This window comes from Bradyrhizobium sp. LVM 105 (assembly GCF_003957705.1).
Lineage (GTDB): Bacteria > Pseudomonadota > Alphaproteobacteria > Rhizobiales > Xanthobacteraceae > Bradyrhizobium > Bradyrhizobium frederickii.
The window spans coordinates 84,430-105,000 of the sequence record NZ_QZMV01000009.1 but is presented as its reverse complement, the minus strand read 5'-3'; the positions used below and the strand labels follow the sequence as shown (position 1 = coordinate 105,000).

The window sequence follows — 20,571 nt, the reverse complement described above, 5'->3', positions numbered from 1 at the left end:
TCCGACCTCACGCTTATCAAGCGCGCGCTCTAACCAACTGAGCTACAAGCCCCTAACGCATATCCCGTCAAGGACCAGGGATCCTGCATGACGCAGGCCCAGCGCGTGTTCGTCCGCGAAGAAAGAGAAACGTAGACGGCGAAATCCCGCCAATGCAGCTCAACGATCTGGCGATCTGTTGGCCACTGATGTTTCTAAAACGGTTCGATAGAAGCAAGCTTCTGAAGAACCATCCTTAGAAAGGAGGTGATCCAGCCGCAGGTTCCCCTACGGCTACCTTGTTACGACTTCACCCCAGTCGCTGACCCTACCGTGGCCGGCTGCCTCCCTTGCGGGTTAGCGCACCGTCTTCAGGTAAAACCAACTCCCATGGTGTGACGGGCGGTGTGTACAAGGCCCGGGAACGTATTCACCGTGGCGTGCTGATCCACGATTACTAGCGATTCCAACTTCATGGGCTCGAGTTGCAGAGCCCAATCCGAACTGAGACGGCTTTTTGAGATTTGCGAAGGGTCGCCCCTTAGCATCCCATTGTCACCGCCATTGTAGCACGTGTGTAGCCCAGCCCGTAAGGGCCATGAGGACTTGACGTCATCCCCACCTTCCTCGCGGCTTATCACCGGCAGTCTCCTTAGAGTGCTCAACTAAATGGTAGCAACTAAGGACGGGGGTTGCGCTCGTTGCGGGACTTAACCCAACATCTCACGACACGAGCTGACGACAGCCATGCAGCACCTGTGCTCCAGGCTCCGAAGAGAGGGTCACATCTCTGCGACCGGTCCTGGACATGTCAAGGGCTGGTAAGGTTCTGCGCGTTGCGTCGAATTAAACCACATGCTCCACCGCTTGTGCGGGCCCCCGTCAATTCCTTTGAGTTTTAATCTTGCGACCGTACTCCCCAGGCGGAATGCTTAAAGCGTTAGCTGCGCCACTAGTGAGTAAACCCACTAACGGCTGGCATTCATCGTTTACGGCGTGGACTACCAGGGTATCTAATCCTGTTTGCTCCCCACGCTTTCGTGCCTCAGCGTCAGTATCGGGCCAGTGAGCCGCCTTCGCCACTGGTGTTCTTGCGAATATCTACGAATTTCACCTCTACACTCGCAGTTCCACTCACCTCTCCCGAACTCAAGATCTTCAGTATCAAAGGCAGTTCTGGAGTTGAGCTCCAGGATTTCACCCCTGACTTAAAGACCCGCCTACGCACCCTTTACGCCCAGTGATTCCGAGCAACGCTAGCCCCCTTCGTATTACCGCGGCTGCTGGCACGAAGTTAGCCGGGGCTTATTCTTGCGGTACCGTCATTATCTTCCCGCACAAAAGAGCTTTACAACCCTAGGGCCTTCATCACTCACGCGGCATGGCTGGATCAGGGTTGCCCCCATTGTCCAATATTCCCCACTGCTGCCTCCCGTAGGAGTTTGGGCCGTGTCTCAGTCCCAATGTGGCTGATCATCCTCTCAGACCAGCTACTGATCGTCGCCTTGGTAGGCCATTACCCTACCAACTAGCTAATCAGACGCGGGCCGATCTTTCGGCGATAAATCTTTCCCCGTAAGGGCTTATCCGGTATTAGCACAAGTTTCCCTGTGTTGTTCCGAACCAAAAGGTACGTTCCCACGCGTTACTCACCCGTCTGCCGCTGACGTATTGCTACGCCCGCTCGACTTGCATGTGTTAAGCCTGCCGCCAGCGTTCGCTCTGAGCCAGGATCAAACTCTCAAGTTGGACTTGAACTTTGAACCGGCTGATCACAACGTTTGACGAGGTCCCACCATTTTTCCATCGACCGAAGTCGATGAGCTGCCTGCGATTCACATCGCTAGCAACGATGGTGTTTCCTTTAAAACGTGTACCGCCGAAGTCTTTCGTCCGGTCTCGATCAGGAAAGCCGAAGCTTTCCAGAAGCGAGACCCGCAAGGACTCCGCCGTCCACGTTTCTCTTTCTTCATCTTCACTTGTCAAACAGCCCGGGACCAGAAGGCCCCAACCTTCCCTAGGTGGGAAGGGTTCCGACACCCTTACCGACGATGGATGAACTCCAACCGACTTGTGTCGGCTGTTGTGTCACTCAACAAGGTGAGGAGCATCAGTGGCGCGTTCGCTCGCCTTGGTCAGTGACCCGGCGGCGCCGCGCTCAGTGGTTGGGGTTATAGGCCCCACCTTCCGGGCTGTCAACGCCAATCGTCAACAAATCGTCGCACAGTGGATCATCGAAAATAATCGCACGTTTCCAGACGGTTAGAAGGATCACGAAGAGCCGGGCCGGCGCGGTCCGACAAAAAAACTGAAAAAAAGTTTGGCCTCCACCGGGCCTCGGAAGGGCTCCGGGAGCGGCTTACCGCGCCCCCTCAGGGCGGGCTCCGGCGCCCGGCCGCTCGGGAAACTTTTTCCATGACAGGCGCCGTACTTGAGCCACATTCCCGCGGCGTTCTGATAAGAGACAAGCTTGAATCGCGGGATGCCAGTGGGGGCTGCCGGCGGTTTTCATGGGGTCAGAGGAAGGCGATCTTGCAGATGACGCGGCCTTCCCCGGACATTCGAGAGACATCGAGAGAGCTTTATCCGTCCAGCTGTTCGTAATTTCGGCCGGCCCCTCCGAGGGGCCTTCTGAGCGCGAGCGCCTGTGCGGCTTGCCTTTTTCCGGCGATCCCCTTCAAGAGGGCGGCTAGGGATGAGGTTCGAAGCGGGCTTCTTGGGTCGTTGATTGGGGGACTTGAGTGAACCACAGGACGACACGCGGCGCTTACGGGCGTGAGACCGGGATCATCGATCTCGGCCACGAGCCGCCGCTGTCCGTCGACGGTTCTGAAGCCGCCGTGATCGACCGCCGCCGCGTCTCGGTGCAATGGTTCAGCGGCACGATCTTGACCGGACTCTGCGGCGCAGCCCTGATCGGCGGCGCCGTTTTCGCATCTCTCGACGGCGAGATGACCTTCGCCAAGGTGCCGGAGCGGGTCGAGGGCGCGCTGCGCGGCGCCTTCGGTGCCGCCGATCGCGCCGCCACGCTGCACAAGAGCGACCGCCTGCCGCCGCCGAGCGAATCCACGGCGTCCCGCAACATCGTGCGCGTCTCCACGGTCGCCCGCGTCGGCAACCGCGACGTGATGCGGGTGCGCCCCTTCGTCCGCATCGCCGGCAACCTGTCGATGACGACGAGCGATCTGTCGGCGAAGATTCCGCCGTTCAACGCCCAGCGCCTGCTCACCGATGTCGGCTCCGATCCGAAGACGGCAGCGGAAGACCCGAACAATCCGGAAGCCGTCGAGCCCGACGCGGAGGTCTCCTTCGTCACCAAGGACCTGTCGCAGGTGCTGCCGAAGGCGAAGATTTCCGCCGTGGTGGCGCTCGACGACATCCTGATGCGGGTCCGCGACGCCGCCAATTGGCGCGGCAATGGCGGGGTGCGCTACGCCTCGCTCGCCAATGCCGCCGCCGACATCTCCGGCGCGGCCGGCCCCTCCGATATCAGGACCGCCTACGCCGCCGAGGCCTCGCCGTCCGATCCCTATGCCGGCTTCGAGACGCGCGTGGTGCCGGAAAACGTCACGCTGCTGCCCAAGACCAAGGAGCAGATCACCGGCGGCAATCCCAACGGCGAACGCGTCCATCTGGTCAAGAAGGGCGACAGCGTCGCCGGCGTACTGCGCGATCTCGGCGCCACGCCTGAGGAGATCAAGGCGATCACCGCGACGCTCGGGCCGCGCGGCCGCGACGGCGGCCTCAAGGAGGGCGAGAAGCTCCGCATCCTGATGGCGCCCGCGAGTCCCGGCGCCCGCCTCCAGCCCTACCGCGTCGTCGTCGCCAACGAGACCATGGTCGAGGCGATCGCGGCGCTGTCCGATCTCGGCAAATACGTCGCGGTCGACGTCTCCAGCATGAACACCGCCGCCGACGCGGCGGCCAGCGCCAACAGCAGCGACGACGATGACGACGATGACGGTTCCGGCGTGCGGCTGTACCAGAGCATCTACGAGACCGCGATGCGCAACAAGGTGCCGATGCCGGTCATCGAGGACATGATCAAGATCTACTCCTACGACGTCGATTTCCAGCGCAAGGTGCAGCCGGGCGATTCCTTCGACGTGTTCTACGCCGGCGAAGACGAGGGCGTGACCTCGAGCGAAAAGAACGATGTGCTGTTCGCCTCCCTCACCGTCGGCGGCGAGACCAAGAAATACTACCGCTACCAGAGCCCCGACGACGGCGTCGTCGACTATTACGACGAGACCGGCAAGAGCGCGAAGAAGTTCCTGGTCAGGAAGCCGATCAACAACGCCATCATGCGCTCCGGCTTCGGCGGCCGTCGCCATCCGATCCTCGGCTATGTGAAGATGCACACCGGCGTCGACTGGGCCACCGCCTACGGCACGCCGATCTTCGCCTCCGGCAACGGCGTGATCGAGAAGGCAGGCCCCGAGGGCGGCTACGGCAAGTACATCCGCATCAAGCATTCCAACGGCTACGAGACCGCCTACGGTCACATGTCGGCCTTCGCCAAGGGCATGGAGGCGGGCAAGAAGGTGCGTCAGGGCCAGGTGATCGGCTTCGTCGGTTCGACCGGCCAGTCGACCGGCCCGCACGTGCATTACGAGATCCTGGTCAACGGCCGCTTCGTCGACCCGATGCGCGTGAAGCTGCCGCGCGGCCGTTCGCTCGAGGGCCCGATGCTCGCAAGCTTCGAGAAGGAGCGCGACCGGCTCGAGGGCATGATGAGCGGGCGCGGCGGCGCCATCGCCCGCATGTCGGACGCCACCGGCGGCCCGCTGCAGGTCACCAACCGCTAGCCCCAACCGGCCGTCATCGGCTGACGTCTCCAAACACGCTCCGAATCCGACGTTGATCGCGCACGGCCGCTTCGCGGCGTCACAACGTCAAGTTTCGTTTGCCAAAGTGGTGTGAGCGGCGAATACTTTCCAAAAAAACGGGAGGTCTCGCCATGAACAACAGGCTCGCCTGCGCAGCCCTGGTCGCCGCGCTTTTCGCCACCACGAGCGCGTCGGCGGACAGTTGGGAGGTCACGAAGCTCGTTCCCGGCTCGGCATTCCATGGCGTGCACGGGCTCGGCGTCGACAAGGCCGGCCATCTGTTCGCCGGCAGCGTCGCCGGCGCGGCGCTCTACGAGGTCGATATCTCCGGCGGTAGCGCCAAGGTTGCAATCCCTTCGCCTGTGGGCATGGCCGACGACATCGCCTTCGCGCCTGACGGCACCATGGCCTGGACCGGATTCTTGACCGGCGATCTCTATGCCCGCAAGGGCGACGGCCCGATCAAGAAGCTGGCGAGCGGCCTTCCCGGCATCAACTCGCTCGCCTTCCGCAAGGACGGCCGGCTCTACGCCACCACCGTCTTCCTCGGCGACACGCTCTACGAGATCGACGTCGAGGGCTTGAAACCGCCGCGCCAGATCATGGAGAAGATGGGCGGCCTCAACGGCTTCGAGTTTGGTCCCGACGACAAGCTCTACGGCCCGCTCTGGTTCAAGGGCCAGGTCGCCAAGGTCGACGTCGACAAGGCCGAGCTGACCGTCGTTGCCGAAGGCTTCAAGATCCCGGCCGCGGTGAACTTCGATTCCAAAGGCAATCTCTTTGTGATCGACACCGCACTCGGCCAGCTCGTCCGGGTCGATCCCAAATCCGGCAGCAAGACCATTGTCGCGCAATTGAAGACGTCGCTGGACAACCTCGCCATCGACGACAAGGACCGCATCTACGTCTCCAACATGGCCGACAATGGCATACAGGAGGTCGATCCCGCGACCGGCCAGGCCAGGCAGATCATCATCGGCAAGCTGGCGCTGCCCGGCGGCATCGGCGTCACCTCGGAGAACGGCAAGGACACGATCCACGTCGCCGACGTGTTCGCCTACCGCACGGTGAATGGGGCAACCGGCGAGGTCACCGAGAAGGCGCGCATGCACGCCGCCGGCACGACGCTCGAATATCCGATGAGCGCGACGGCGCAGGGCAATGATGTGGTGCTGTCGAGCTGGTTCACCGGCACCGTGCAGGTGATCGACGCCAAGACCGGCACCACGCGCGACATGCTGCACGGCTTCAAGGCGCCGCACGACGCGATCGTGCTCGCGGACGGCAGCATCTTGGTCGCCGAGCTCGGCACAAAGTCGCTGGTCAAGGTGAGCGGCGAGCACGGCAAGGACCGCACCACGCTGATCGGCGACCTCGAGGGCCCGGTCGGGCTCGTTCGCGGCAAGACCGACGAGGTCTACGTCACCGAGGCCTTTGCTGGCACAGTGTCCCGGATCGACGCCAACGGCGGGAAGACGGTGGTCGCGAAGGAGCTGAAAATGCCGGAAGGCATCGCGCGCCGTCCCGATGGCCAATTGATCGTGGCGGAAGTCGGGGCAAAGCGGCTGATCGAGATCGCGCCGGACAGCGGCAAGATCACCGAGATCGCGGCCAATCTCCCGATCGGCCTGCCGGGTGCGCCTGGCGGATTGCCGAGTAATATTCCGACGGGGGTTGCAGTCGGGGCGACGGGCGTCATCTATTTCAGCTCGGACCTCGAGAATGCGATTTACAAGGCCGCCAAGAAGTAGGCCTGGGTTGCGCGCGTTGGCCGGGAACCGGTGGGCCGGTTTCCGGTTGGACGCTGACGAAGCCGACAGCAGGAGGGCTGCCCATGACGCGCCTCTCACGCGACGATGTCGCCAAGGCGGTAGACGGCGCAGACGATGTCACCATTGCCCAGATTATCGGAACCGGCGCAACCGCCGAGGAGCTCGCAGAAGCCAGGGCCTGGCTCGCCAATGACGAGCCGATGATCAACGATTTGCGGCCGCTGGCGCAGGGACGGGTGCGCGAGCTCGTGGATATTCTCTCCGATCTCGCTGAAGACGACGAGGAGCAAGGCCCTGTCGATCCCGGCTCCGCATCAGCACTCGGTTAACCGGCGGGCCGTCGGACAAGTCGAACGCCCCGGAGAGGTTGACCTCTCCGGAGCGCTTGGTTGCTTTCGAACGACCGCGCTCAGTTCAGCTTGCGCTTCGCCACCGGCGCCTCGAACGGGGTGATCTCGGCGGTCTGCGGCGCCTTGCCGTTGAAGGTCAGCACGTTGCCTTCGGACGAGATCGCAACGCTGTCGCCGTCCTTGACGTCGCCCGCGAGGATCATCTCGGCGAGCGGGTCCTGGAGGTGGCGCTGGATCACGCGCTTCAGCGGACGTGCGCCGTAGGCGGGATCCCAGCCCTTGGCGGCGAGCCAGTCGCGGCCGGCCGCATCGAGCGTCAGCACGATCTTGCGATCGGTCAGCAGCTTCTGCAGCCGCGCGAACTGGATCTCGACGATCCGGCCCATCTCGCTGCGCTGCAAGCGGTGGAACAGGATGATCTCGTCGACGCGGTTGAGGAATTCGGGGCGGAAATGTCCGCGCACCATTCCCATCACCTGCTCGCGCACGGCCGAGGTGTCCTCGCCCTCGGGCTGGTTCACCAGATACTCCGACCCGAGGTTCGAGGTCATGATGATCAGCGTGTTGCGGAAGTCGACGGTGCGGCCCTGGCCGTCGGTCAGGCGGCCGTCGTCGAGCACCTGCAACAGGACGTTGAAGACGTCGGGATGCGCCTTCTCGATCTCGTCGAACAGCACGACCTGGTAAGGCCGGCGCCGCACCGCCTCGGTGAGGGCGCCGCCCTCGTCATAGCCGACATAGCCCGGAGGCGCCCCGATCAGCCGCGAGACCGAGTGCTTCTCCATGTACTCGGACATGTCGAGGCGGACCATCGCGGTCTCGTCGTTGAACAGGTACTCGGCCAAGGCTTTCGTCAGCTCGGTCTTGCCGACGCCGGTGGGCCCCAGGAACATGAACGAGCCGGTGGGGCGGTTCGGGTCCTGCAGGCCGGCGCGCGAACGGCGCACGGCGGTTGCGACCGCACGCACGGCCTCGGCCTGGCCGACGACACGCTTGCCGAGCTGCTCCTCCATCTTGAGGAGCTTCTCCTTCTCGCCTTCCAGCATCTTGTCGACGGGCACGCCGGTCCAGCGCGAGACCACCTGCGCGATGTGGTTGGCGGTGACCGCCTCCTCCACCATCTCGCCGGAGCTCTGCCTTGTGTCGTCCTTGGCCTCGATCTCGGCAAGCTGCTTCTCGAGCTGCGGGATCCGGCCATAGGCGAGCTCGCCGGCCTTCTGGAATTCGCCGCGCCGCTGCGCGTTGGCGAGTTCGACCCGCAAGCCGTCGAGCTCGGCCTTCAGCTTCTGGGCGTCGGAGAGCTTGTTCTTCTCCGCGCTCCAGCGCGCCGTCAGCGCGGCCGACTTCTCCTCGAGCTCGGCCAGATCCTTCTCCAGCGTCTGGAGCCTGGACTTGGAGCCGGGATCGGTTTCCTTCTTCAGCGCTTCCTGCTCGATCTTGAGCCGAATGATCTCGCGGTCGAGCGAATCCAGCTCCTCCGGCTTGGAATCGACCTGCATCTTCAGCCGGGCCGCGGCCTCGTCCATCAGGTCGATCGCCTTGTCGGGCAGGAAGCGATCGGTGATGTAGCGGTTGGACAGGGTCGTCGCCGCCACAAGCGCGGAATCGGTGATCCGCACGCCATGGTGCTGCTCGTACTTGTCCTTCAAGCCGCGCAGGATCGAGATCGTGTCCTCGACCGAGGGCTCGCTGATGAAGATCGGCTGGAAGCGCCGCGCCAGCGCGGCATCCTTCTCGACGTGCTTCTGGTATTCGTCGAGCGTGGTCGCGCCGATGCAGTGCAGCTCGCCGCGCGCGAGCGCCGGCTTGAGCAGGTTGGAGGCGTCCATCGCGCCGTCGCCCTTGCCGGCGCCGATCAGCGTGTGCATCTCGTCGATGAACAGGATGAAAGTGCCCTCGCTCCCGGTCACCTCCTGGAGCACGGCCTTCAGCCGCTCCTCGAACTCACCGCGATACTTCGCCCCGGCAATCAGCGCGCCGAGATCGAGCGACAGCAGCTTCTTGTCCTTCAGGCTCTCCGGCACGTCGCCATTGACGATGCGCAGCGCAAGGCCTTCGGCGATGGCGGTCTTGCCGACGCCGGGCTCACCGATCAGGACGGGATTGTTCTTGGTCCGGCGCGACAGCACCTGGATGGTCCGCCGGATTTCCTCGTCGCGGCCGATGACCGGATCGAGCTTGCCGTCGCGCGCCGCCTGGGTCAGGTCGCGGGCATATTTCTTCAGCGCATCATAAGCGTTCTCGGCGGTCGCGGAGTCCGCGGTGCGGCCCTTGCGCAGCGCCTCGATCGCCGCGTTGAGGTTTTGCGGGGTGACGCCGCCCTTGTTCAGGATCGTGCCGGCCTCGCTGGTCTTCTCCAGCGTGAGCCCCAGCAGCAGCCGCTCGACGGTGACGAAGCTGTCGCCGGCCTTCTCGCCGGCCTTCTCGGCGGCGTCGAAGGTGCGGGCGAGCTCGGGTGCGAGGTAAATCTGGCCGGCGCCAGCGCCGGAAACCTTCGGCACCTTGCCGAGGGCGTCCTCGGTCGCCTTCAGGATTGCACGGGAATTGCCGCCAGCGCGGTCGATCAGACCGGCAGCGAGCCCCTCACTGTCGTCCAAGAGGACTTTCAGCATGTGCAGGGTCGAAAACTGCTGGTGCCCCTCGCGCATCGCGAGCGACTGCGCGGACTGGATGAAGCCTCTGGAGCGTTCGGTATATTTCTCGATATTCATCTTTTCTGTCCCTCGGCCTGCCCTTGGGGCCCTCTCAGGCACCCCAATACGGCATCTTCATTGGGTTTCGGCTGACCGCATTGAGGATTCTCAAGCGGAAACGGCGGTCTTTTGCCGGCTTGGCGCCGGCCTGAGGCAGATGTGGGAAGCGGTCCGGCGGAACGAAAGAGGCGAGTTCACAATTTCGTGCGCTTCTCGGCTGCTTGGCGCGGACCGGTCGAATCCCCTAAGTAGCGGCATGACAGCCAGCCAGACCGCCGAGATCACCGGCCTCTACCGCTACCCGATCAAGGGCCTGACGCCGGAGCCCCTGCGCCGCGCCCCCTTGCGGGTGGGCCAGACCCTGCCCGCCGACCGCCGCTACGCCATCGAGAACGGCCCGAGCGGCTTCAATCCTGATGCACCCGAATGGAAGCCGAAAATCCAGTTTCTGATGCTGGCGCGCAATGAGCGCCTGGCCGAGCTCGACAGCCATTTCGACGACGCCAGCAATGTCCTGACCATCCGCAGGGACGGTCAGGTCGTTGCCAGCGGGGACCTCGAGACCGCGGCCGGGCGGGCGGCCATCGAGCGCTATTTCGCGGAGAACTTTCAGCCGGAACTCAAGGGCCCGCCGAAGCTGCTGTCCGGCCGCGACCACAGCTTCTCCGACGTCGCCCGCAAGGTGGTCTCCATCATCAATCTCGGCAGCGTCCGCGCCATCGAGACCATGCTGGGCGGCACCGCCGTGCATCCGCTGCGCTTCCGCGCCAATCTCTACGTGAAAGGCTGGCCGGCCTGGTCGGAGCTCGATCTCGTCGGCCAGACGCTTGCGATCGGACAGGCGCGGCTGAAGGTGGTCAAGCGCATCGTCCGCTGCCCCGCCACCAATGTGGACCCGGTGACGGCCAAGCGCGATCTCGAGATCCCGCCGACGCTCTCGCGCCACCTCGGCCACATGGACTGCGGCATCTACGCCGAGGTGATCGAAGGTGGCGAGATCGGCGTGGGCGATGCGATCGCGGTGGAACAGCCGAAGCTGCTGTGAGCTTCGTAGGGTGGGTTAGCCGAAGGCGTAACCCACCATCGTCTGTCACCGCAGAAGCCGAAGAGGTGGGTTACGCCAGCGGACCGCGCTTCGCGCGCCCGCTAGCTAACCCACCCTACGCACTTCACCTCAGTTCGGCATCACATACGCATAGATCTTCCCGCGCGAGACCGGCGCCTCGCGGACGCGGTTGCCGTTGTTGCCGGAGATCATGATCGGATTGCCCTGCGCGTCGATGCCGGTGACGATGCCGACATGGCCGCCGCGGCGACCGCGCGACATCACCGCGATGGCGCCGACCTGCGGACCGGAGACGCGCGTGCCGTAACGCGCAAACGAGCTCGCCATATCCGACCCGGTGCCCTGATGACCGGTGTGCTGCAGCACCATGTTCATGAAGCGCGCGCACCACAGGCTGCCGCGCCCGGTCGGATTGCCGCCGATGTAGCGGCGCGCCTCCGAGACGAGGCCCGAACCCCCACCGAAGCCGCCGCTCGCGGCCATGGTGTTGGTAGCCATGCCGCCGCTATTGGCGTTCGGATCGTAGCTCGCCTGAGTGCCAGCGAATCCGCTCGCCTGCAACTGCGCAGCGCTGCGCTCGAAGCGCGAGCTGCGTGCGTGGTGGCGGTGATGATGATGTCTGGCGTGGTGCACGTAAGCGTGCCGCTCTGCGCTATGACGATGATGCGGCCGCGCTGAGGCCGGAGAAACGAACGCGGCAAAAGCCGCGGAGAAGATCGCCAGCGCAACAACACAACGCGACAGGCGAGACGCAAACAACTCAACCATTCTTCATCCTTCGTTGACACCCCACTTCCCGCCGGCCCGTGCAAGAGCCGACATCCGTCCGGCCGTTAAGCCGCCGGATGTGGCGAGAAAAAGACGCGGAAAGTCTGCGAATAGCTGCGATGATTTTGCGCCGACACTGGTCCGATGCCGCCGCATTGCGGACAACAGCATTAACTGCAATCCTGTGAAAGCGGCTTGAACAGAGGGAAAAGGTTAATGCCCCACGCCACGACCAGGGACGACGTCCGCATCTATTTCGAAGAGGCGGGTCGGGGAACGCCGATCATTTTTCTGCACGAGTTCGCGGCCGACTACACCAATTGGGAGCCGCAGATGCGTTACTTCTCGCGCGGCCACCGCTGCATCACCTATTCGGCGCGCGGCTACACGCCGTCGGACGTGCCCGAGGGCGAAGTCTACAGCTACACGCATTTCTACAGCGACGCGCTCGCGGTGCTTGATCATCTCGGAATCGAGCGCGCGCATCTCGTCGGCCTGTCGATGGGCGCCTACTCGTCGCTCCAGATCGGGTTGAACGCGCCGCAGCGCGCGCTGTCGATGACGCTGGCCGGCGTCGGCTCGGGTTCGGAGATCGAGAATCTGGAGGCCTGGCGCCAGCAGTGCCGCGCCAATGCCGAGCAGTTCGAGACGCTGGGCTCCGCCGAGGTCGCAAAGGTCACGCGCGAGGCGCCGAGCCGGATTCCCTTCCTGGTGAAGGATCCGCGCGGCCACGCCGATTTCTACGCCGCGCTGGCGCGTCACGACGCCAAGGGTTCGGCGCGCACGATGCGCGGCTTCCAGGGCGGCCGCCCGTCGATCTACACGATGACGGATGCGATCAGGAAGGCGACGACGCCGGCACTGATAATCTGCGGCGACGAGGACGATCCGTGCGTGGGCGCAAGCCTGTTCCTGAAGAAGCACCTTCCCGCGGCGGGGCTGGCGATGTTTCCGAAATCCGGCCACGTGCTCAATCTCGAAGAGCCGGCGCTGTTCAACGAGAGCGTGGAGCGGTTCGTCACGCTGGTGGAAGCGGGGCGCTGGCCGGCGCGCGATCCGCGCTCGCTGGTCCCACACTAGCTGTCATTCCGGGATGCGCCGAAGGCGCGGGCCCGGAATCCATCGGGCCGCAAACGCTGTGGCACGATGGATTCCGGGCTCGATGCTTCGCATCGCCCCGGAATGACGGAGAGAGACTACTTCCCCCCGCCCCTGCTCAGCAGAAACACCGCCTGCTCGCCGAACATGTTCCACACCCACCAGGGCAGGTTCAGCGGCACCGGGCGGCCGTAGAGATCGAGCGCCACCGAGCGCTCCATCTTGACGTTGATCTCGTCGCAGAGCTGCACGAAGTCCTTGATGGTGCAGAAATGGATGTTGGCGGTGTCGTACCAGGTCGCCGGCAGGTTCTCGGTGCGCGGCATGTGGCCGCCGATCAGGAGCTGGAGCCGCATCTTCCAGAAGCCGAAATTCGGGAACGAGACGATGGCTCTTCGGCCGATGCGCAGCAGATTTTCCAGCACCACCCGCGGCTGCCGCGTCGCCTGCAGCGTCTGCGACAGGATCACGTAGTCGAAGGCATCGTCGGGATAATTGACGAGGTCGGTGTCGGCGTCGCCCTGCACCACCGCAAGGCCCTTGGCGACGCAGCGGTTGACGCCCTCGCGCGACAGCTCGATGCCGCGGCCGTCGATGCCGCGGGTCTCCAGGAGCTGAAGCAGGTCGCCCTCGCCGCAGCCGACGTCGAGCACTTTCGAGCCCGGCTTGACCATCTCGGCGACCAGGAGGTGATCGGCGCGAAACTGGCCGGACTGACCCGCCGCAATGCCGCCGAGCGGCAGCACTTCCTGTACAGACATCGCTAGCCGTCCTTCTTGCCGGTGAGCCCGCGCGCCTTGCCTGCCGATTGCAGGAAGGCGCGGGAGATGTCGAAGAATTCGGGCACGTCGAGCAGGAAGGCGTCGTGACCGCGATCGGTCTCGATCTCGGCGAACGACACGCGCGCGCTCGAGGCGTTCAGCGCATGCACCAGCGCGCGCGATTCCGAGGTCGGAAACAGCCAGTCGCTGGTGAAGGAGACGACGCAGAAGCGGGTCGCAATTCCCGCGAACGCCTTTGCGAGCACGCCGCCATGGTCGGCGGCGATGTCGAAATAGTCCATCGCGCGCGTCAGATAGAGATAGGAATTGGCATCGAAACGCTCGACGAAGGACGAGCCCTGGTAGCGCAGATAGGACTCGACCTGGAAGTCGGCGTCGAACGAGAAGGTCGGCAACTCGCGGTCCTGCATGCGTCGGCCGAACTTGCGATGCAGCGCCGCGTCGGAGAGATAGGTGATGTGCGCCGCCATGCGCGCCACCGCGAGCCCGCGATGCGGATGGATGCCGCGATCGGCATAGCCGCCGCCGTGCCAATCGGGATCGGCCATCACGGCCTGACGGCCGAGCTCGTGGAAGGCGATGTTCTGCGCCGAGTGCCGCGTCGCGCAGGCGATCGCCAGCGCGGAGAACACGCGCCCAGGATAGGCCGCGGTCCATTGCAGCACCTGCATGCCGCCCATCGAGCCGCCGACCACCGCAAACAGCGTGTCGATGCCGAGCCGATCGATCAGCATGGCCTGCGCGCGCACCATGTCCGGAATCGTGATGACGGGAAATTCGAGCCCCCAGACCTTGCCGGTGGCGGGATTGATCGACGCCGGCCCAGTCGAGCCCATGCAGCCGCCGATCACGTTGGAGCAGATGATGAAGTAGTGCTTGGGATCGATCGGACGGCCGGGGCCGACCAGGGTTTCCCACCAGCCGGGCTTGCCGGTGACGGGATGGACATTGGCGACATGCTGATCGCCGGTCAGGGCATGGCAGATCAGGACCGCGTTGGAGCGATCGGCGTTGAGCTCGCCATAGGTCTGGTAGGCGATCTGGAACGGGCTGAGATCGACACCGCAATCGAGCCGCAGCGGCTGCTCGGCACCGAAATGCGCAACCTGCGAGCTCGGATGATCCACCTCGTGCGACCGCTCGTCGGCGCTGATCGCAGGACTCGGTATCGACTTGACGCCACCCATCTGACCATCGACCTCGTTTGCGATCAAACGCTTGATCGCCACTTGCATCAGGCCATGAAAAACCCGGCCTGAACGATAGGTTCGGCCGGGATCGGAAGCGTCCCCGGCCTGTTTAGCGAGTTTTTTAACGTGGCTGCAAGCCGGCCGGCTCAAATGACCACGGAACGGGCAAAAGCTACCGTCTTGGGCGGTTTTCGTCAAGTCGCGGCCCGGATCGGCTCAATTCGCCTCTGCCGCGTCGCCTGGAAAGGACGTCATTTCTCTTTGCTTTCGCCGCCCCGACTGCCTAATCAGAACATCCCCATTCGGAACGATCGACCGCCAGATATGTCCCAACGTCCGCCCGCGCCGCCATCATTGCAGGAACTGCGCAAGGAGATCGACGCGATCGACGAGAGCATGCATCGCCTGTTGATGCAGCGCGGCGACATCATCGACCGCCTGATCCAGGTGAAGCAGACCCAGGAGGTCGGCTCGGCATTCCGCCCGGCGCGCGAGGCCGCCATGATGCGCGACCTCGTGCGGCGCCATCGCGGCATCCTGCCGCTCGACACGGTCGAGAGCATCTGGCGCGTCATCATCTCGACCTTCACCTATGTGCAGGCGCCGTTCTCGGTGCATGCCGACATCTCGGCGAGCGAGCCGGCGATGCGCGATTCCGTGCGCTTCCATTTCGGCTTCACGGTGCCTTACGTCGCGCATTTCAGCGCGCAGGCCGCGGTCGAGGCGGTAGCGAGATCCAAGGGCGATCTGGCGCTGGTCTCGGCGACGTCGAGCCGCACGCCGTGGTGGCTGGAGCTGGAAGCCGCCGGCGCGCCGAAGATCATCGCGCGGATGCCCTTCGTCGAGCGCGCCGACCATCCGGCCGCACTGCCGGTGTTCGCGGTCTCGCGCGTCGCCGACAGCGCCCTGGACACGGAGGTCGAGACCTTCAGCGTCCGCGTGTCGGGGTGGAACGCGGAAGTCGCGCGCGCCCTGTCGCCGCTCGCCGAGATCGTCGCGGTGCCCGACACCGCCTTCGACGGCGCGGCGCTGCTGGTCTCGGTCACGAGCGCGACCAGCATCGATAAAATCAGGGCTGCCCTGATCGAGGCGGGGGCCTCGGTGCGCTCTGTGGCCCTCGTCGGCAGCCACGCAACGCGCTATACGGTGCCCCCGACCGGGGCGAAATCGTAAACCACGCGCCACGCCCTGCCATTTTCGGAGTTCAAGATGTCCCGCCCCGTGCCGAATCCCGGCATTCTCGATATTGCGCCCTACACGCCCGGCAAGAGCCCGGTCGCCGAACCGGGCCGCAAGGTGTTCAAGCTCTCGGCCAACGAGACGCCGTTCGGGCCCTCGCCCAAGGCGATCGAGGCGTTCAAGCGCGTGGCGGACCACCTGGAAGACTACCCGGAAGGCACCTCGCGCGTGCTGCGCGAGGCGATCGGCCGCTCCTTCGGGCTCGACCCCAACCGCATCATCTGCGGCGCCGGCTCGGACGAGATCCTCAATCTGCTCGCCCACACCTATCTCAGTCACGGCGACGAGGCGATCTCCACCACGCATGGTTTCCTGGTCTACCCGATCGCGACCATGGCGGTCGGCGCCAAGAACGTCATCGCGCAGGAGAAGGATCTGACCTGCGACGTCGATGCCATCCTCAAGGCGGTGACGCCGAAGACCAAGCTGGTCTGGCTCGCCAACCCCAACAATCCGACCGGGACCTATGTGCCGTTCGACGAGGTCAAGCGGCTGCGCGCCGGCCTGCCCTCGCACGTGCTGCTGGTGCTGGATGCCGCCTATTGCGACTACGTTTCTCGTAACGACTATGAAATGGGGATCGAGCTCGTCGCCACCACCGAGAACACGGTAGTGACCCACACCTTCTCCAAGATCCACGGCCTCGCCGCGCTGCGCATCGGCTGGATGTTCGGGCCCGAGCACATCATCGACGCCGTCAACCGCATCCGCGGTCCCTTCAACGTGTCGACGCCGGCGATGTATGCCGCGGTCGCCGCGATCGAGGACACTGCGCATCAGGCGATGTCGAAGCAATTCACCGAGACCTGGCGCAACTGGCTGACCGAGGAAATCGGCAAGCTCGGGCTGAAGGTGACGCCGAGCGTCGCCAATTTCGTGCTGATCCACTTTCCGGCCGACAAGGGCAAGACCGCCGACGACGCCGACGCCTTCCTCACCAGGCGCGGCCTCGTGCTGCGCGGCCTGAAGAATTACGGCCTGCCGCATTCGCTGCGCATGACCATCGGCACCGAGGAGGCCAACCGCCTCGTGGTCGACGGCTTGCGCGACTTCATGGCCGGCAAATGAGCGAGCAGGCGCACTTCCAGCGCGTCGCGCTGATCGGCTTCGGCCTGATCGGCGGCTCGATCGCGCGCGCTGCGAAGCTCCAGGGCTTGGCTGGCGAGATCGTCACCACCGCGCGCTCGGAGCAGACCCGCGCGCGCGTCGCCGAGCTCGGCATCGTCGACAAGGTCGTGGCGACCAATGCGGAAGCGGTGAAGGATGCCGATCTCGTCATCCTCTGCATTCCAGTCGGCGCCTGCGGGCCGGTGGCGCAGGAGATTGCCGCGCATCTGAAGCCCGGCGCCGTTGTCTCCGACGTCGGTTCGGTGAAGGGCGCGATCGTCAGGGACATGGCGCCGCATCTGCCGAAGACCGTTCATTTCGTGCCGGCGCACCCGGTGGCGGGCACCGAGCATTCGGGCCCGGATTCAGGCTTCGCCGAGCTCTTCATCAACCGCTGGTGCATCCTGACCCCGCCCGAAGGCGTCGATGCCGCGGCGACCGATCGGCTGCGGGCGTTCTGGGCGGCGATGGGTGCCAAGGTCGAGGTGATGACGCCGGATCACCACGATCTCGTGCTCGCCATCACCAGCCATCTGCCGCATCTGATCGCCTACACCATCGTCGGCACCGCCGACGAGCTGGCCCAGGTGACGGAGTCAGAGGTCATCAAGTTCTCCGCCGGCGGCTTCCGCGATTTCACCCGCATCGCGGCCTCCGACCCGACGATGTGGCGCGACGTCTTCCTCGCCAACAAGGAGGCCGTGCTGGAGATGCTCGGCACCTTCACCGAGGATCTCGCCAAGCTCACGCGCGCGATCCGGCGCGGCGACGGCGAGGCGCTGTTCGACCACTTCACCCGCACCCGCGCCATCCGCCGCGGCATCGTCGAGATCGGCCAGGACTCGGCTGCGCCGGATTTCGGCCGGCCGCATGCGGCGCTGAAGAAGCCGTAGGCATCGGTCATTCCGGGGCGACGCGCAGCGTCGAACCCGGAATCCCGAGATTGCAGCGCGAGATTCCGGGTTCACGCTACGCGTGCCCCGGAATGACGGCAGGTCAATACAGCGGCGGAATCTGGCCGACCTTGACCGGGCCGAGCAGCACCGCGCCGTCGACGAACTTCAGCGGAAAGCTGCGCGCCTTCTTGCCTTCGAGCGTGCTCTCGGTACCGATCGAGTTGATGCCGGCGGCGACACCGGCATTGGCGTTCTGCCTGATGACCTTGCCGAGACCGGGCACGGCGCGATCGAGCGCGCCGAACAAATTGGTGAGGTCCTGCGACTTCACGCCGGGCGCGACGCGGTCGAGCGTTGCCTGCGGCACGCCCTCCTCCAGCATCTTCTCGATGCCGAGCGCGGGGATCACGCGCTCGAGGCCCGCCACGGTCATCTGCAATTCACCGTCGAGCCGGCCGTTGGCGGAGAGGCCGAGCGTGCCGGCCGCAACCGCGATCATCTCACCCTGCTGGATCCGCGACTGCACGATCTCGATGTGACCGCCGGCAGCCTGAATCTCGCGGAAGCGCTGCGGCCACGGCTTTGGCGCGAGGTCGGAGAGGCCGGTGACCTTGGCGCGCGTGTCCGCCTCGAATGGCTCGGCGAGCAGGGGATGAACGCCCTGAATGCTGCCCTGCGCGACATGGAGCACGGTTTCGATCACGGGATGGTCGGCCGGCGAGCCGTCGGCGAGGCGGCCGTGCAGCTCGACCTGCTTGGCGCGCGCAAGCGGCACCTGCACGCTGCCGTCGAGGCGGTTGAGCGAGGGATCGTCGAACACGATGGAGGCGCGATCCGGCACCGAGGGCAGGCCGACCACGCTGCTGCGGCCCTTGCTCCAGTTCACCACGAAGGTGTTTTGCGTGACGCCGTCGGTCAGCGTCGCGGGTGCGGAAAATTCGGCGATCACGAGCTTGGGATCGTAGACCTGGGCGACGACCAGGATGTTGTCGAGCTTGGCCGTGAACGGCGTCTTGCTCGCGTTCTGCGAGACCAGGGACACGCTGGCGCCGGAGCACTGGATCTCGAAGCGGAACGGGAAGCCGGCGATCGAGCGCTTGGCGCAATCATAGATGCGGCCGGACTTGGCCTCCTGCGCCCGCCAGGCGTCTGCGGCCGTTTCGGCCTGCGAGGCCGCATAGAACCAGAAGCAGCTCCACGCGACGGCGAGAATCAGGACGAGAATGGGTGCGACGAAGAGGCCCCAACGGGAGCGACGGCCTGCGGCAACGTTCATATTGGACATGCGGCGACCCTTTGATCCCAGATTCAGGCAAATGTAAGCGTGGTCCGTCTGCGACGAAAGGCGGAGAATTCGCTTCGCTTCGGGGCATGGTTCTGGTAGCCGTGCCCGAAATGTCGGAAATCACCCTCCCCTCCGTCACCACCGCCAAGGGCGACCTCTGGGTGTTCGGCTATGGTTCGCTGATGTGGCGGCCGGGCTTCGACTTCGAGGAACGCGTCCCGGCGCGGCTGGTTGGCGAGCATCGCGCGCTCTGCGTCTATTCCTTCGTGCATCGCGGGACGTCGGAGAAGCCGGGCCTGGTGCTTGGGCTCGACCGCGGCGGCGCCTGCCGCGGCATCGCCTTCCGCGTCGCTGAAAAGAACCGCACCGAGGTCGTCGCTTACTTGCGCGCGCGCGAGCAGGTCACCTCGGTCTATCGCGAGGTGATGCGCTCGGTATGGCTTCAGAACGACGCGCGCCAGCGCGTCTCCGCGCTCACCTATGTCGTCGACCGCGGCCATGCGCAATATGCCGGCCGGCTGTCGCTCGCCGAGCAGCACCGCCATGTCATCCAGGGCCATGGCCAGTCGGGCGCCAACCGCGACTATGTCACCGCAACGGTGAAGGCGATCGAGGCCGAAGGCTTTCGCGACAGGCAGCTGCATCAGCTTGCATTGATGCTGCATGGCGACGCGCATTCCCTGCACGCGCCTGCGGCGGTGGAAGACCGCGAGAACCGCTAGCTCTCCGCCGGCCTGTAGCTCGGCGCCGAGCCGATCAATTGCTCCTGCTCTTTGCGGCCTGCTTCGACGAGACGGCTGGTCGCGTCCTCGATCGCCGTCTGCACGCGGGAGAGAAACTCGTCCTTCGGCAAGCCGGGCGGCAACGGATCGAGGAACTCCACCACGAGCGTGCCGGGATAGCGCATGAAGGTGCGGCGGGGCCAGAACAGGCCGGAATTGAGCGCGATCGGCAGGCACGGCACACCACAGGACGAATAGATCTGCGCAAAGCCGGTCTTGTAATCCGGCGGCGCGCCAGGCGCGCGGCGCGTGCCTTCCGGAAAGATCACGAGTTGCCGGCCGCTGCGCACCGCCTCGCGCGCCCGCCGGGTCATGTCCAGGAGCGCCTTCACGCCGGCATTGCGATCGATCGCGATCATCCCGGTCTTGACCAGGAACTGACCGAACACCGGGATCTGCATCAGCTGGCGCTTGAGGATGAAGATCGGGCGGTGGAAGAAGCCCGGCAGCACGAAGGTCTCCCAGAACGACTGGTGCTTCGCCACGATCACCAACGGCCCCTGCGGAATCTTCTCCGTACCCCGGAATTCCACCTTGATGTTGCAGACCACGCGCATCAGGACCAGCGTCGCCTTCGCCCACCATGCGGCGACCGTCAACATGGCGCGTGGCGGCAATGCGAAGGTCGGCAGCGCCACGATCGCGAGGCACACCAGCACGGCGTAGAACAGCACGTTGAACACGAGCGAGCGCAGGAAAATCAGAAACATCGACGGTCCATCAATTTGCCGATCA

The 20,571-nt window shown here is 64.8% G+C and carries 15 protein-coding genes, 1 tRNA gene, 1 rRNA gene and 1 riboswitch (1 of these 18 only partly in view); of the genes, 9 read left to right on the top strand and 8 right to left on the bottom strand.

Annotated features, from left to right (window positions below; genetic code table 11):
- Together D6B98_RS24120 and D6B98_RS24115 are read right to left on the bottom strand one after the other, a co-directional pair.
- Positions 1–52: transfer RNA gene (locus D6B98_RS24120), tRNA-Ile, on the bottom strand; it reaches 25 nt to the left of the window's first position.
- 187 nt (positions 53–239) lie between these two features.
- Positions 240–1,728: ribosomal RNA gene (locus D6B98_RS24115) — 16S ribosomal RNA — on the bottom strand.
- A 992-nt stretch (positions 1,729–2,720) separates the two neighbouring features.
- Here D6B98_RS24115 and D6B98_RS24110 point away from each other — a divergent pair.
- The 3 genes from D6B98_RS24110 (at position 2,721) to D6B98_RS24100 (ending at position 6,909) form a co-directional block, all read left to right on the top strand.
- Complete coding sequence (locus D6B98_RS24110; protein WP_126259394.1) at positions 2,721–4,787, top strand: M23 family metallopeptidase; 2,067 nt, start codon at positions 2,721–2,723, stop codon at positions 4,785–4,787.
- Between the two features lie 152 nt (positions 4,788–4,939).
- Positions 4,940–6,559, top strand: a complete 1,620-nt coding sequence (locus D6B98_RS24105) for an SMP-30/gluconolactonase/LRE family protein (protein ID WP_126259393.1) — start codon at positions 4,940–4,942, stop codon at positions 6,557–6,559.
- 83 nt (positions 6,560–6,642) lie between these two features.
- Positions 6,643–6,909, top strand: a complete 267-nt coding sequence (locus D6B98_RS24100) for a hypothetical protein (RefSeq protein WP_126259392.1) — start codon at positions 6,643–6,645, stop codon at positions 6,907–6,909.
- 80 nt (positions 6,910–6,989) lie between these two features.
- On the opposite strand, the gene clpB is transcribed toward D6B98_RS24100, so the two are convergent.
- A complete protein-coding gene (clpB, locus tag D6B98_RS24095; protein WP_126259391.1) occupies positions 6,990–9,641 on the bottom strand; it encodes an ATP-dependent chaperone ClpB in 2,652 nt (883 codons plus the stop codon).
- 238 nt (positions 9,642–9,879) lie between these two features.
- Here clpB and D6B98_RS24090 point away from each other — a divergent pair, with 238 nt between their 5' ends.
- Complete coding sequence (locus D6B98_RS24090; protein WP_126259390.1) at positions 9,880–10,668, top strand: MOSC domain-containing protein; 789 nt, start codon at positions 9,880–9,882, stop codon at positions 10,666–10,668.
- 129 nt (positions 10,669–10,797) lie between these two features.
- Here D6B98_RS24090 and D6B98_RS24085 read toward each other — a convergent pair whose 3' ends face one another.
- Positions 10,798–11,457: an NlpC/P60 family protein gene (locus D6B98_RS24085; RefSeq protein ID WP_126259389.1), complete on the bottom strand. Its 660-nt coding sequence runs from the start codon at positions 11,455–11,457 to the stop codon at positions 10,798–10,800.
- Positions 11,458–11,673: 216 nt separating this feature from the next.
- Here D6B98_RS24085 and D6B98_RS24080 point away from each other — a divergent pair, with 216 nt between their 5' ends.
- Positions 11,674–12,537: an alpha/beta fold hydrolase gene (locus D6B98_RS24080; RefSeq protein WP_126259388.1), complete on the top strand. Its 864-nt coding sequence runs from the start codon at positions 11,674–11,676 to the stop codon at positions 12,535–12,537.
- Positions 12,538–12,653: 116 nt separating this feature from the next.
- On the opposite strand, the gene metW is transcribed toward D6B98_RS24080, so the two are convergent.
- Both metW and metX read right to left on the bottom strand, forming a co-directional pair.
- Complete coding sequence (gene metW / locus D6B98_RS24075) at positions 12,654–13,316, bottom strand: methionine biosynthesis protein MetW (RefSeq protein ID WP_126259387.1); 663 nt, start codon at positions 13,314–13,316, stop codon at positions 12,654–12,656.
- 2 nt (positions 13,317–13,318) lie between these two features.
- Positions 13,319–14,524: a homoserine O-acetyltransferase MetX gene (gene metX, locus D6B98_RS24070; RefSeq protein ID WP_126259555.1), complete on the bottom strand. Its 1,206-nt coding sequence runs from the start codon at positions 14,522–14,524 to the stop codon at positions 13,319–13,321.
- A gap of 91 nt (positions 14,525–14,615) precedes the next feature.
- Positions 14,616–14,695, bottom strand: a riboswitch (SAM riboswitch).
- Positions 14,696–14,851: 156 nt separating this feature from the next.
- Here metX and D6B98_RS24065 point away from each other — a divergent pair.
- From D6B98_RS24065 to D6B98_RS24055, 3 genes are read left to right on the top strand one after another with little or no spacing between them, the layout of a single operon-like run.
- The gene (locus D6B98_RS24065) at positions 14,852–15,700 is read left to right on the top strand and encodes a chorismate mutase (protein ID WP_126259386.1); all 849 of its coding nucleotides are present in this window, start codon (positions 14,852–14,854) and stop codon (positions 15,698–15,700) included.
- 36 nt (positions 15,701–15,736) lie between these two features.
- On the top strand, positions 15,737–16,834 hold the full coding sequence (gene hisC, locus D6B98_RS24060) for a histidinol-phosphate transaminase (protein WP_126259385.1): 1,098 nt from the start codon (positions 15,737–15,739) through the stop codon (positions 16,832–16,834).
- Positions 16,831–17,766 (top strand): prephenate/arogenate dehydrogenase family protein, encoded by a 936-nt coding sequence (locus D6B98_RS24055; protein WP_126259384.1) that lies wholly within the window; start codon positions 16,831–16,833, stop codon positions 17,764–17,766. The genes hisC and D6B98_RS24055 overlap by 4 nt, the downstream gene beginning before the upstream one ends.
- Before the next feature lie 103 nt (positions 17,767–17,869).
- Here D6B98_RS24055 and D6B98_RS24050 read toward each other — a convergent pair whose 3' ends face one another.
- Positions 17,870–19,054: a DUF2125 domain-containing protein gene (locus D6B98_RS24050; protein ID WP_126259383.1), complete on the bottom strand. Its 1,185-nt coding sequence runs from the start codon at positions 19,052–19,054 to the stop codon at positions 17,870–17,872.
- Between the two features lie 110 nt (positions 19,055–19,164).
- Between D6B98_RS24050 and D6B98_RS24045 the strand changes: the two genes are divergently transcribed.
- Positions 19,165–19,776, top strand: coding sequence for a gamma-glutamylcyclotransferase (locus D6B98_RS24045; protein ID WP_164718819.1), 612 nt, complete (start codon positions 19,165–19,167; stop codon positions 19,774–19,776).
- On the opposite strand, the gene D6B98_RS24040 is transcribed toward D6B98_RS24045, so the two are convergent.
- Positions 19,773–20,546, bottom strand: coding sequence for a lysophospholipid acyltransferase family protein (locus D6B98_RS24040; RefSeq protein ID WP_126259382.1), 774 nt, complete (start codon positions 20,544–20,546; stop codon positions 19,773–19,775). The two genes, D6B98_RS24045 and D6B98_RS24040, sit on opposite strands and share 4 nt — an antisense overlap.
- Positions 20,547–20,571 lie beyond the last annotated feature (25 nt).